The sequence below is a fragment of the Pseudomonas lactucae genome (assembly GCF_016937615.1).
Taxonomy (GTDB): Bacteria; Pseudomonadota; Gammaproteobacteria; order Pseudomonadales; family Pseudomonadaceae; genus Aquipseudomonas; species Aquipseudomonas lactucae.
In genome coordinates, this window is record NZ_JAFHKI010000011.1 from 15753 (window position 1) to 29366 (window position 13614).

General features: G+C 61.9%; 11 protein-coding genes and 1 pseudogene. 6 read left to right on the forward strand and 6 right to left on the reverse strand.

The annotated features are described in order from the left end of the window. Positions 1-4 precede the first annotated feature (4 nt). From JWR98_RS02385 to JWR98_RS02400, 4 genes are all read left to right on the forward strand, one after another. Complete coding sequence (locus JWR98_RS02385; protein WP_078734499.1) at positions 5-1771, forward strand: ATP-binding protein; 1767 nt, start codon at positions 5-7, stop codon at positions 1769-1771. Beyond that, entirely contained in the window at positions 1765-3099 is a 1335-nt protein-coding gene (locus JWR98_RS02390) for a sigma-54-dependent transcriptional regulator (protein WP_078734500.1), read from the forward strand. The genes JWR98_RS02385 and JWR98_RS02390 overlap by 7 nt, the downstream gene beginning before the upstream one ends. 166 nt (positions 3100-3265) lie before the next feature. Continuing rightward, positions 3266-4585 (forward strand): MFS transporter, encoded by a 1320-nt coding sequence (locus tag JWR98_RS02395; protein ID WP_078734501.1) that lies wholly within the window; start codon positions 3266-3268, stop codon positions 4583-4585. A gap of 88 nt (positions 4586-4673) precedes the next feature. Beyond that, a complete protein-coding gene (locus JWR98_RS02400; RefSeq protein ID WP_078825906.1) occupies positions 4674-5306 on the forward strand; it encodes a flavin reductase family protein in 633 nt (210 codons plus the stop codon). A gap of 11 nt (positions 5307-5317) precedes the next feature. Here JWR98_RS02400 and JWR98_RS02405 read toward each other — a convergent pair whose 3' ends face one another. Then, positions 5318-5566 carry a hypothetical protein gene (locus JWR98_RS02405; protein WP_078734503.1) on the reverse strand — a complete coding sequence of 83 codons (249 nt, stop codon included), beginning with the start codon at positions 5564-5566 and terminating at the stop codon, positions 5318-5320. A gap of 44 nt (positions 5567-5610) precedes the next feature. After that, a complete protein-coding gene (locus JWR98_RS02410; RefSeq protein ID WP_078734504.1) occupies positions 5611-5952 on the reverse strand; it encodes an antibiotic biosynthesis monooxygenase family protein in 342 nt (113 codons plus the stop codon). A 328-nt stretch (positions 5953-6280) separates the two neighbouring features. Here JWR98_RS02410 and JWR98_RS02415 point away from each other — a divergent pair, with 328 nt between their 5' ends. Continuing rightward, entirely contained in the window at positions 6281-7210 is a 930-nt protein-coding gene (locus JWR98_RS02415; protein ID WP_003175851.1) for an AraC family transcriptional regulator, read from the forward strand. 7 nt (positions 7211-7217) lie between these two features. On the opposite strand, the gene JWR98_RS02420 is transcribed toward JWR98_RS02415, so the two are convergent. The 4 genes and pseudogenes from JWR98_RS02420 to edd form a co-directional block, all read right to left on the reverse strand. Next, complete coding sequence (locus JWR98_RS02420; RefSeq protein ID WP_205489227.1) at positions 7218-8645, reverse strand: ATP-binding protein; 1428 nt, start codon at positions 8643-8645, stop codon at positions 7218-7220. Between the two features lie 31 nt (positions 8646-8676). Beyond that, positions 8677-9411 (reverse strand): response regulator, encoded by a 735-nt coding sequence (locus tag JWR98_RS02425; RefSeq protein ID WP_003175853.1) that lies wholly within the window; start codon positions 9409-9411, stop codon positions 8677-8679. Positions 9412-9549: 138 nt separating this feature from the next. Next, positions 9550-10506: a glucokinase gene (locus JWR98_RS02430; protein ID WP_078734506.1), complete on the reverse strand. Its 957-nt coding sequence runs from the start codon at positions 10504-10506 to the stop codon at positions 9550-9552. Further along, a pseudogene (gene edd, locus JWR98_RS02435) lies at positions 10503-12327 on the reverse strand (phosphogluconate dehydratase). Before edd ends, JWR98_RS02430 begins: the two are co-directional and overlap by 4 nt. 221 nt (positions 12328-12548) lie before the next feature. On the opposite strand from edd, the gene gap reads away from it, so the two are divergent. Continuing rightward, positions 12549-13550, forward strand: coding sequence for a type I glyceraldehyde-3-phosphate dehydrogenase (gene gap / locus JWR98_RS02440; RefSeq protein ID WP_003175856.1), 1002 nt, complete (start codon positions 12549-12551; stop codon positions 13548-13550). The last annotated feature ends 64 nt before the right edge of the window (positions 13551-13614 follow it).

Genomic DNA, 13614 nt, shown 5'->3' on the forward strand with positions numbered 1-13614 from the left:
CCGTATGATCGCGATTCCTCGCCCCCTGCGCCTGACCTTCTACTCCCTGCTCATCATCGCCGGTGCGGTGCTCGCCGCGGCATTGGCCATGCGCCATGCCGAGCGCGAGGCGCTGGTGGACGACGCCGCCCGTGCCAATCAACAGCTGGCGCTGTACGCCAATTCCCTGCATACCCTGATCGAACGTTACCGCGCCCTGCCCGCCGTGCTGGCGCTGGACTCGGAAATGATCAGCGCGCTGAAAGGTCCGGTGGATGCTGCCACGCAGGACACACTCAACCGCAAACTCGAACGCATCAACGGTGCCGCCCAATCCTCTACCCTGGAGTTGATGGACCGTAACGGTCTGGCCGTGGCCGCCAGCAACTGGGCGTTGCCGAGCAGCTATGTGGGCCATAACTATGGGTTTCGCCCCTATTTCATCCAGACCAAGAGCCAGGGCACCGGACGCTTTTATGCAGTGGGGGTGACCACTGGGATTCCAGGGTACTTCCTCTCCAGCGCAGTGCTCGACGAACACGAACAGTTCCTCGGTGCCGTGGTGGTGAAACTGGAATTCCCCGAGCTTGAACGCGAATGGGCCCAGGGCAATGACCTGCTGCTGGTCAGCGACGCGCGCGGCATCGTGTTCATCGCCAATCAACCGGGCTGGCGCTATCGCAACCTGCGCCCGTTATCGGACAGCGACCTGGCCGAACTCAAGGCCACGCGCCAATATGACAAGAAACAACTGCAGCCGTTGGACACCCAGACGTTGCAACGCTTCGACGAAAACAGCCATTTGATGCGCATCAACGGCCCCGACGGCAACGCCAATTACATCTGGGAATCCCTGCCACTGAAGGCCGAAGGCTGGACCCTGCACCTGCTGCGCAAACCTCAGTTCGCCTTCGAAGACCAACGCAACGCCGGCCTTGCCGCCGCGGGTTCCTGGCTGGCGCTGGTGTTCCTGGCGCTGTTCCTGAGCCAACGCTGGCGCCTGGCCCGCTTGCGCCAGCGCAGCCGCGAGGAGCTGGAGCAATTGGTCGAAGAACGCACCCAGGCCCTGCGCACCGCCCAGGATGGTTTGGTGCAATCGGCCAAGCTGGCCGCGCTGGGGCAAATGTCCGCTGCCCTCGCCCATGAAATCAATCAACCACTGACCGCACAGCGCATGCAACTGGCCACGCTGCGACTGTTGCTGGACCACGGCCGCGTGGAAGACGCCTACAAGGCCCTCACACCGCTGGACGACATGCTCACACGCATGGCCGCGCTCACCGGCCACCTCAAGACCTTTGCGCGCAAAAGCCCCAGCGGCCTGCGCGAACGCCTGGACCTAGCCACCGTGGTCGACCAGTCCCTGCACTTGCTCGACGCGCGCCTGCGTGATGAAGCCATCGGCGTGATGCTGGACCTGACCCGCCCGGCCTGGGTACGCGGCGACGCGATCCGCCTGGAACAGGTGCTGATCAACCTGCTGCGCAACGCCCTCGACGCCATGGCCGACAAGCCGCGTAAACGCCTGGAAATCCGCTTGCATGCCGACCAGCAGCTGTGGGTCTTGAGCGTCAGCGACAGCGGCGGCGGAATTGCCGAAGAACACCTGAACAACGTGTTCGACCCATTCTTCACCACCAAGCCGGTGGGCGACGGCCTCGGCTTGGGGCTGGCGGTGTCCTACGCTATCGTGCACGAACTGGGCGGACGCCTGCTCGCCGGTAACCACGGCGACGGCGCGGTGTTCACGCTGACCCTGCCCATCGCACTGGAGACGCCGGACCTATGTTGAACGCGGTGATTGTGGTCGATGACGAAGCCAGCATTCGCACGGCCGTCGAGCAGTGGTTGAGCCTGTCGGGATTTGATGTGCAGCTGTTCAGCCGTGCCGAAGAATGCCTGGCGCAATTGCCCAGGGACTTTCCCGGAGTGATCCTGAGCGACGTACGCATGCCGGGGCTCAGCGGCCTGGAGCTGCTGGCCGAGGTGCAGCGTCGCGACACCGACTTGCCGGTGATCCTGCTCACCGGCCATGGCGACGTGCCGATGGCCGTCGAGGCGATGCGCGACGGGGCCTATGACTTCCTCGAAAAACCCTTCAGCCCCGATGCCCTGCTCAATAGCCTGCGCCGCGCCTTGGATAAACGCGGGTTGATCCTCGAAAACCGCCGCCTGCATCAACAGGCCGGTCACCGCGCGCAGCTCGAATCCAGCCTGCTTGGCGTATCTCGAAGCTTGCAGAACCTGCGCCGCCAAGTGCTCGACCTGGCGAGCTTGCCGGTCAACGTGCTGATCCGTGGCGAAACCGGCAGCGGCAAGGAGCTGGTCGCCCGCTGCCTGCATGATTTCGGCCCACGGGCGAAAAAACCGTTCGTAGCGCTCAACTGCGCGGCGATCCCCGAGCAACTCTTCGAAGCCGAGCTGTTCGGCCACGAAAGCGGTGCGTTCACCGGCGCCCAAGGCAAACGCATCGGCAAATTGGAATACGCCCACGGCGGTACGTTGTTCCTGGATGAAATCGAAAGCATGCCGCTGGCCCAGCAAGTGAAACTGCTGCGGGTGCTGCAGGAGCAAAAACTGGAGCGTTTGGGCTCCAACCAGAGCATCCACGTGGATTTGCGCATCATCGCCGCCACCAAGCCGGACTTACTGGAAGAAGCTCGCGCCGGGCGCTTTCGCGAAGACCTGGCCTATCGCCTGAATGTCGCACAACTGCGCCTGCCACCGCTGCGCGAGCGCCGTGAAGATATTCCACTGCTGTTCGATCACTTTGCGCACAGCGCCGCCGAACGCCTGGGCCGCAGCGTCGAGCCCCTGAGCGGCGCACAGCTGGGGCGCCTGCTCAGCCACGACTGGCCGGGTAATGTGCGGGAGCTGGCCAATGTCGCCGAACGCCAAGTGCTGGGGCTGGGTGAGCCGGAACCGGAAGGCATCGAAGCCGGGCAATCCCTCGCCGCGCAGCAGGAAGCCTTTGAGGCCCATTGCCTGAAAGCTGCATTGACCCGGCATAAGGGCGATGTCAAAGCGGTGTTGGCGGAGCTGCAACTGCCTCGTCGAACCTTCAATGAAAAGATGCAGCGCCATGGCCTCGCACGGGACATGTTTCTCAAGGATGAATGAGCGGATTTCCGCTCACTACTGCAAAAACATCAGCGACATTCCGCTCAAAAAAATCCGCCTCCCCCTCTATACCGGGCCTTCATCCACCTGGCACAGCTCCTGCTATAGCCCCAGCCAGGCAGCGTTCGCGCCGCTCCATAAAAACAACTAGATGAAGGATCCTTCGATGGATAACTCCAACTCCCTGCCTCTGGGCTCGGCGGCCGCGTCGGCAAAAGAACGCACCACGTCCAGCCGCATCAAATCGATCTTCAGCGGATCGGTCGGCAACATGGTCGAGTGGTACGACTGGTACGTCTACGCCGCCTTCTCGCTGTACTTCGCCAAAGCCTTCTTCCCCAAAGGCGATACCACCGCTCAACTGCTCAACACCGCCGCGATCTTCGCCGTGGGTTTCCTGATGCGCCCGATCGGTGGCTGGCTGATGGGCCTGTATGCCGACAAAGTCGGGCGTAAAAAAGCCCTGATGGCCTCGGTCTACCTGATGTGCTTCGGCTCGCTGCTGATCGCCCTGAGCCCAGGCTATGAAATCATTGGTATCGGAGCGCCCATCCTGCTGGTGTTTGCCCGTCTGCTGCAGGGACTTTCAGTCGGCGGCGAATACGGTACCTCCGCCACCTACCTCAGCGAAATGGCGACCAAGGAACGGCGTGGTTTCTATTCCAGCTTCCAGTACGTGACCCTGATCTCCGGCCAGCTCATCGCGTTGGCCGTGCTGATCGTGCTGCAACAGGTCCTCACCACCGAACAGCTGTATGCCTGGGGCTGGCGTATCCCGTTCGCCATCGGCGCCCTGTGTGCCGTGGTCGCCCTGTACCTGCGTCGTGGCATGGAAGAAACCGAGTCGTTCACCAAGAAGGAAAAAGCCAAGGAAAGCGCGATGCGCACCTTGATGCGCCACCCCAAGGAACTGATGACCGTGGTCGGCCTGACCATGGGCGGTACCCTGGCGTTCTACACCTACACCACCTACATGCAGAAGTACCTGGTGAACACCGTCGGCATGAGCATTTCCGACTCCACCACCATCTCGGCGGCGACACTGTTTCTGTTCATGTGCCTGCAACCGATCATCGGCGGGCTGTCGGACAAGGTCGGCCGTCGTCCGATCCTGATCGCCTTCGGTATCCTCGGCACCCTGTTCACCGTGCCGATCCTCACCACGCTGCACACGATCCAAAGCTGGTGGGGCGCGTTCTTCCTGATCATGGCGGCGCTGATCATCGTCAGCGGCTACACCTCGATCAACGCCGTGGTGAAGGCCGAGTTGTTCCCCACCGAAATCCGCGCCCTGGGCGTGGGTCTGCCGTATGCGCTGACCGTGTCGATCTTCGGCGGCACCGCTGAATACATCGCCCTGTGGTTCAAGAGCATCGGCATGGAAACCGGGTACTACTGGTATGTGACTGCGTGTATCGCGGTGTCGCTGGCGGTCTATGCAACCATGAAGGACACCCGTAAGCACTCTCGCATCACCACGGACTAAACGTCTGACCCGGTAAACCTGTGGGAGGGGCTTGCTCCCTCCCACATTGGGTATGATGATTGCCCCGAAACCGAGAGCAGAACAGGCCATGTCCGACGATATCCATTTCTACGAACCCGCCAACGGCCACGGCCTGCCCCATGACCCGTTCAATGCCATCGTCGGCCCACGGCCGATCGGCTGGATTTCGTCACACGACCGTGAAGGCCGCCTGAACCTGGCGCCCTATAGTTTCTTCAACGCGTTCAACTACATTCCACCGATCATTGGGTTCTCCAGTGTCGGGCGCAAAGACAGCCTCAATAACATCGAACAGACCGGCGAATTCGTGTGGAACCTGGCCACCCGACCGTTGGCCGAGCAGATGAACCAGAGCTGCGCGGCGGTCTCGCCGCAGGTGAATGAGTTCGAGCTGTCCGGCCTGACGCCGGTGGCTTCAAAAATCGTTGGCGTACCACGCGTGGGCGAAAGCCCGGTGGCGTTCGAATGCAAGGTGACGCAGATCATCCAGTTGCAACGCGCCGACAAGGGGTTGGTGCCGAGCTGGCTGGTGCTGGGCGAGGTGGTCGCGGTGCACATTGCCAAGTGGTTGCTCAAGGATGGGGTGTACGACACTGCCGCCGCCGAGCCGATCTTGCGTGGCGGTGGGCCGGCAGATTACTTCCAGTTGGGGCCGGAGGCGCTGTTCAAGATGTACCGCCCAGGCGCCACCAAACCCTGATTGGAATGCGATCAGTTGTGGGAGGCGGGTGCCCAAGTCAGCTGACCATCTTGATCCACATCAATCAGGCGCTCAAGCTGCACAGTCGCCGCATCATCCGCATCCGAAGCCGTCTTGAACCTCTGCCCCTCCAGGATCTTGTGAAACCGCGGTGCGCCCATGCCATCCAGTGCCTTGACGGCAACGGCGGCGCTGTAGCCTCCTTCTCCCGGTACGACGGCGGAAACGGCTTCGTGGTGGGCAAATTGTTTACGTGCCATGTTGCAGGTCCTGGCCAATGGAAAGGCGGCCATTCTAAACCGGTTCAACCAGCGAGTTGCAGGTACTCGCCGTAGGCGTGCGCGGCGGATGCATCGGTGAAGGTCTGGAAGTCCATGCTGCGCAGCACGCCGTCATTCAACAGCTCGGTGAAGATCATCAGCGCCGGAGAATTGAAGTAGTCGCTCATCGCCTGCTCGCTGCTCCAAAAGCCCGAGACCAGCCACACGTCGGGGTCAACCTGGGAATGCTGCAATGAGAACTGCAGGCAACCCTGAGCCTGGCGGCCCGGTTCGATCAAACTGCTCAAGCGTGCACCCAGCTCGGTGCTGCACCCGGTGCGGGCGCGGATAAAGGCCATATGGCTCGCGGGAATGGGGGTGGACATATTCGACTCTCCCGTTGAGAAGTGATGCTCGGCAAGCACTGTGAGGGTGTGTTGCCACAGGATCAAAGATAACGGCGCGGGTACACCCGCGGTTAGTCAATTCCTGCCGGCTTATTGCACGATCCTGCGAGAAGCGTAGAGAAGACGTTGGTCCAGCGGTTTTATTCCACGCGCAAACGCCGTATTTCAGGCAGATGACAGGCCTTGCGCTTGCCTGATTGACGACAGGCCGCAGGATCAGGCAAGGATTGTGCAGAATCGACCTAACACTTTTTGAAACGCCGCCGCTAAGCTGACCCCCATCAAAGCAGCCAGCAGAGGACGCGCCATGTCGTCGCCCGACCATCAGCCCACCCCCCTCGATGCCGAGATGGAAAAACAGCGTGCCGAGCTGGCCAGCATCGTGCACCGCCATACCTGGGAGGACGGCTCCTACGGCACGGCGATCACCTCGCTGTACCTGAACCGTCACAACACGCCGCGCGATTTCATGCCGGTGCTGGTGGAGCCCGCGCTGTGCATCCTCGCCAACGGCAGCAAGGAAGTGCGCCTGGCCGATGAAATCTTCGCCTATGACCCGCTCAACTATTTGGTGTTCTCGGTGGCGATGCCGGTGGCCGGGCGGATCATCGATGCCACGCCGGATGACCCGAACCTGTCGGTGCGCATTAATATCGACCCGGCGCAGCTCACAGCGCTGATCGCCGAGGCCGGCCCCATGGGCGTGCCCACGCGTCCGACGTCACGCGGGATGTACGTGGACCGGATCGACAATCAACTGCTCGACGCGGTACTGCGCCTGGCGCGCTTGCTGGATACGCCCAAAGACATCGCGATGCTTGCGCCGTTGATCAATCGCGAAATTCTCTACCGCCTGCTGCGTGGACCACAGGGCTATCGTCTGTATGAAATTGCCGTGGCCAACAGCCAGAGCCACCGGGTGAGCCAGGCGATCAAGTGGCTCAATGGCAACTACGAACAACCCCTGCGCATCGATGACCTGGCCAAGGAAGTGAACCTGAGCGTCTCGACCCTGCACCATCGCTTCAAGGCAATCACGGCCATGAGTCCGCTGCAGTATCAGAAGCAGTTGCGCTTGCAGGAAGCGCGCAGGCTGATGATTGCCGAAGGGCTCGAAGCCTCGGCGGCCGGGTATCGGGTGGGGTATGAAAGCCCGTCGCAGTTCAGCCGGGAGTACAGCCGGTTATTTGGTGCGCCGCCGCTGAGAGACTTGGCCAGGCTGCGCCAAAGCATCTGACCCACAGTTAGTCCAGCGTTCGCGGGAGCTGAAGGGTCACCCTCAGGCCGCCTTCGCGAAGGTTCTGCAAACTCACTTCCCCCCCATGGCTGTGGGCAATATTGCGCGCAATCCCCAAGCCCAACCCATAACCCTGCTGCTGCCCGGACAGGCGGAAGTGCGGTTCGAATACCTGCTCCAACCGCTGCTCGGGCACACCCGGTCCTTCGTCATCCACATGCAGGATGAACTGCGCGCCATCGTCTTCGATATGCAAATGCGCGTTCTGCCCGTACTTCAAAGCGTTGTCGATCAGGTTGCCGATGCAGCGTTTGAGCGCCAACGGCTTGCCGGGGTAGGCCGCCAGAGCGTAGCCATCCAGGGTCACGCGGCCATTGCCGTTGGGTGCGACGTAAGGCTCCACCAGGCATTCGAGCACATGGTTGAGGTCGACCGGCTGGATGTTCTCGTGGATATCGGTGTCTTTCACGCATTGCAGCGCGCCCTTCACCAGCAATTCCAATTCGTCCAGGTCGCGGCCGAATTTGGTTTGCAGGTTCTCGTCTTCCAGCAGTTCCACGCGCAGGCGCAGGCGGGTGATCGGGGTGCGCAGGTCGTGGGAAATCGCGCTGAACAACTGGCTGCGCTCGGTCAGGTAACGGCTGATGCGCTCGCGCATGGCGTTGAAGGCGCGACCCACTTCCACCACTTCGCTGCCGCCGCCTTCGGCCACCGGCTCCACATCGGCACCCAGGGACATGTCCCGCGCCGCCCGCGCCAAGCGCTTGAGTGGGCGGCTCTGCCAATGCACCAGCAGGCCGATAAACAGCAGCAGAAAACCGCTGGTCAGCACGATGAACCACACCTGCTGGGACGGCAGGCCTTGTTCTTCAAGGCTGGTGTAGGGCTCAGGCAGCAACGAGGCGATGTACAGCCATTCGCCGGGGGCCAGTTGGATCTGGGTGACCAAGACCGGCGGGTTCACCGGCTCCAGGGTCAATGCGTAATGGGCCCAGGAACGCGGCAACTCATCGAGCTTGAGGCCGGCATTGAAGATGCGCAGTTCCTCGGCACTGACGAACTCCACCGAGATCACCACGTCGGCGCCCAGGGTCTGGCGCAATACTTCATCCACCGCGACCAGCACGGCCTGTTTGCGCGGGGTCTCGGGCAGGACCTGCATCTCCAGCGGGCGATCGTTGAGGGTCACCACAAAGCGAGTGCCGCCCATGCTGCGCAACTGATCGAGGACCAACGGCCGATAGGCCACCGGCAACGAACGGAAATAGCTCACGCTGGCCGTCATCGAATGCGCCAGGCTCCGGGCGCTGGTAACCAGGCCTTCGAGCTGGGTCGCGCGTAACTGCGACACCCAGATCACGCTGGACAGCGCCTGGGCGAACAGCACCACCAGCAAGGTCAGCAGCAACATGCGCCCCAGCAATGAGCGCGGCACCGGGAAGCGACGGCGGCGTTCGGTTACAGGCTCAGTGGGCATTGCCGGCAACCACGCTGGCTGCCAGTTGATAACCGCTGCCGCGCACGGTGCGGATCAGCCGCGGGGGCTTTTCGGTGTCGCGCAGGCGTTGGCGCAGGCGACTCACGGCCATGTCGACGATACGGTCCAGCGGCATCAGGTCACGGCCACGGGTGGCGTTGCCGATGGTGTCGCGGTCGAGGATTTGTTGGGGGTGGTCGAGAAACAATTTGAGCAGGGCAAAGTCGGCACCGGACAGGATCACCTCTTCGCCATCCACGTGGAACAGCCGATGGCTGATCATGTCCAGGCGCCATTCATCGAACACCAGCACATCGGCGCTACCACTGCGCTCCTGGCCGAACTGGCAGCGGCGCAACAGGGCCTTGATCCGCGCCTGCAACTCACGGGGGCTGAAAGGCTTGCCGATGTAATCGTCGGCGCCCAGCTCCAGGCCGATCACGCGGTCAGCTTCGTCGGAACTGGCGGTGAGCATGATAATCGGCACCTGCGCCTGGCGCGGGTGCTGGCGAATCCAGCGGCAGAGGCTGAAGCCGTCCTCGTCCGGCAACATCACGTCGAGGATGACCAGGTCGCACGGCGCCTCGTTCATCGCCTGGCGAAACCCCGCGCCATCCGGCACGCCACGCACCTGGAAACCGGCGCGACTGAGGTAGGTTTGCAGCAATTCGCGGATTTCCTGGTCGTCGTCGACGAGGAGAATCGATTTACTGATTACGCTCACGGGGTCCTCCTTGTTGTTATGGGGTGTTCTCAATGGCCTCATCGGGGGCAAGCCCCCTCCCACATTTTGACCGCGTTCACAGATCAAAGTGTGGGAGGGGCGGTGCGACGATTCGACTTGCCGATGAGGCATCAGCACCTACGCAAAAGCCTGCTCCAGCGCCACACCCGCCCCGGTCAACCCGGAATACGGCGCCGTCACCAACCACACCGGAATACCTTTGAAGTAGTCGCTCATGCAGCCTTTGTCACTGAAGCTCTTGGCGAAACCGCTGGCGATAAAGAAGTCGGCAAACCTCGGTATCACCCCGCCCACGATGTACACGCCACCGCGCCCGCCGGTGGTCAGTACATTATTGCCTGCAACCCGGCCCAGCCAGATGCTGAACTGGTCCAACACTTCCATGGCGATCGGATCGCCGGCCAGCCCCGCAGCCGTGATGGCTTCGGGCGTTTCGAGCACTGGCACATGGCCGTCGACCGCACAAATCGCCCGGTACAGACGCGGCAACCCGCCACCGCTCAAGGCGGTTTCGGCGCTGACGTGGCCGATTTCGTTGTAGATGTGCTGCCACAGCTGGGTTTCCCGCGGGCTGCTCAGCGGCAGGTCGACATGTCCGCCCTCCCCCGGCAATGCCGCGTAGCGACCCGCACCGAGGTCCAACAACGTTCCGACGCCCAGGCCCGTGCCCGGGCCGATCACCACCGCCGGGCGCAACGGCTCCGGCGTGCCTTCGCAGACCACGCGGAATTCGTCGGGTTGCAAACGGGTCATGCCCAGGGCCATGGCCGAAAAGTCATTGACCAGCAGCAGCTCATCCACCTGCAGCGTGTTGCAAAATGCAGTCTTGCTCAGGCGCCAGTGGTTGTTGGTGAATTTAAACTCATCGCCGCTCACCGGGCCGGCCACCGACAGGCACACTGCACCGATATCGCCGATGTTCAGGCCTTCTTCGCGCAAATAGACCTTGATCGCCTCTTCAGGGCTGGAGTAGTCCACCGTGGCATGCACACGAATCGAATGCAGTGCCGAATCCCGCCACAACGCAAAACGCGCGTTGGTACCGCCGATATCACCGACCAGCGCTAACTTCACTTAAGCGTCTCCAAGGCAGAGGTAAAGGCGCTGGCGCCCTGCTCTGCTGAGCTTGCAGCCAAGCGCATAAATGCAAACAACTCGCGACCGGCCCCCACATTATTGCCCAACAGGCCCGTGGCAGGCGTGCGCGCTGCGAATTCTTCGGCGTCCACCTTAAGCTCCAGGGTGCCTGTCACGCCATCCACGCGAATGATATCGCCATCGCGCACTCGCGCCAGTGGCCCACCGCTCTGGGCTTCGGGGTTGACGTGAATCGCGGCGGGGATCTTACCCGACGCGCCGGACATACGCCCGTCCGTCACCAATGCCACCTTGAAACCACGGTCCTGCAACACGCCGAGGAACGGGGTCATCTTGTGCAGTTCGGGCATGCCATTGGAGCGCGGGCCCTGGAAGCGCATGACTGCGACAAAGTCTTTTTCCAACTGGCCGGCTTGAAAGCATCGGCCAGATCCTGCTGGTTCTGGAACACCACCGCCGGTGCTTCCACCACCTGGTGCTCCGGCGCCACGGCGGAGACCTTCATCACGCCACGCCCCAGGTTGCCTTCCATCACACGTAGGCCACCTTCGGGCGAGAACGCACGGGCCACGGGGCGCAGGATGGTTTCGTCGAGGCTCTCGATAGGGCCGTCGCGCCAGACCAGCTCGCCATCGACCAGGAACGGTTCCTGGATGTAACGGCTCAGGCCCTTGCCCGCGACCGTGTTGACGTCTTCGTGCAGCAGGCCGGCCTCCAGCAGCTCGCGGATCAGGAATGACATGCCGCCCGCCGCCTGGAAGTGGTTGATGTCGGCCTTGCCGTTCGGGTACACGTGGGACAGCGTCGGCACCACCTCGGAGAGGTCGGCCATGTCCTGCCAGGTGAGGATGATGCCCGCGGACATGGCGATGGCCGGCATGTGCAGGGTGTGGTTGGTGGAACACCGGTGGCATTGAGCGCGACGATGGAATTGACGATGGATTTTTCGTCGACAATCTCGCCGATCGGCGTGAAGTTGCCGTTGGCCTTGGTCAGACGCGTGACCTGATGCGCCGCTTCGCGGGTCAGCGCATCACGCAGCGGCGTGTACGGGTTGACGAACGACGCGCCCGGCAGGTGCAGGCCCATCACTTCCATCAACAACTGGTTGGTGTTGGCGGTGCCGTAGAAGGTGCAGGTGCCGGGGCTGTGGTAGGACTTCATCTCCGATTCCAGCAGCTCTTCGCGGGTGGCCTTGCCTTCGGCGTAGCGTTGGCGCACATCGGCCTTCTGCTTGTTGGAGATACCCGACGGCATCGGCCCGCCGGGCACGAAGATCATCGGCAGGTGGCCGTAGCGCAGAGCGCCCATCATCAGGCCGGGAACGATCTTGTCGCAGATGCCCAGCATCAGCGCGGCATCGAACATGTTGTGGGACAGCGCGACCGCCGTGGACATGGCGATGACTTCACGGCTGAGCAGGCTCAGTTCCATGCCCGGCTCGCCCTGGGTCACGCCGTCGCACATGGCCGGGGTGCCGCCGGCGAACTGACCGACCGAGCCGACTTCACGCAGGGCTTTCTTGATCTGTTCCGGGAAGTGTTCGTACGGCTGATGCGCCGAGAGCATGTCGTTATATGAAGAAACAATTGCCACGTTGGCGGCATTCATCATGCGCAGGCTGTTTTTGTCTTCGGTGCCGCAACCGGCCACGCCGTGGGCGAAGTTGGCGCATTGCAGCTTGCCGCGCATCGGCCCGTCGCTGGCAGCGCCGCGAATGAGCGCAAGGTAAGCCTCGCGAGTGGCGCGGCTGCGGGCGATAAGCCGTTCGGTGACCTCAAGAACGCGGGGATGCATGTGTAGAACTCCAGGCTAACGGATGTGGTGACCCTCGTTCCTATGCTGATCAAACGCCCGCAGCGCATGGGATGGCAGGGTGTCGTTTAAATCATCGGACCAGTTGATTCAGGTCACTCGTTGTAGATTGAACAAAATATTGCCACTAAAAAGGCTTGTTTTCTATTTTTATGCGAATAATCTTGTAATTCTTACAACAAATCGACGACAGGCACTTTCCAATGACTCTTCGTATCGCAATCAATGGTTTTGGCCGTATCGGCCGTAATGTCCTGCGCGCACTGTATACCCAAGGCTACCGCCAGGATTTGCAGATCGTCGCCATCAATGATTTGGGCGACAGCTCGATCAATGCCCACCTGCTCAAATTCGACACCGTACACGGCACTTTCGACGCAGAGGTCGCCCACGATCAGGAAAGCCTGACCGTCAATGGTGACCGGATTGCCGTGAGTGCCATTCGCAACCCGGCCGACCTGCCATGGGCTGCCCACAAGATCGACGTAGTGTTCGAATGCACCGGTCTGTTCACCGACCGTGACAAGGCTGCCGCCCATATTACTGCCGGCGCACGCAAGGTGATCATCTCGGCACCGGCCAAGGGCGCGGACGCGACCGTGGTCTACGGCGTGAACCATGACATTCTGCGTCAATCCCACCAGATCATCTCCAACGCTTCGTGCACCACCAACTGCCTGGCGCCGGTCGCCCAGGTGCTGCACCGTGAGCTGGGCATCGAAAGCGGCCTGATGACCACCATCCATGCCTACACCAACGACCAGAACCTGACCGACGTCTACCACACCGACCCGTACCGCGCGCGCTCGGCCACCCAGAACATGATCCCGAGCAAGACCGGCGCCGCCGAAGCGGTGGGCCTGGTGCTGCCGGAGCTGGCGGGCAAGCTGACCGGCATGGCCGTGCGCGTACCGGTGATCAACGTGTCGCTGGTCGACCTCACCGTTCAACTGAAAAAAGAAGCCACCGCCGAAGAGGTCAACGCGCTGCTCAAGGAAGCCAGCCAGCACTCGAAAATCCTCGGCTACAACACGCTGCCGCTGGTCTCAAGCGACTTCAACCACAACCCGCTGTCGTCGATCTTCGACGCCAACCACACCAAGGTGAGCGGCAAGCTGCTCAAAGTGCTGGCCTGGTACGACAACGAGTGGGGCTTCTCCAACCGCATGCTGGATAACTGCCTGGCGCTGTGTAACGCCGAATAACAGGCTTTGTGGAAATGGCTTTTGTGGGAGGGGCTTGCTCCCTCCCACATTTGCTCCATGTAGG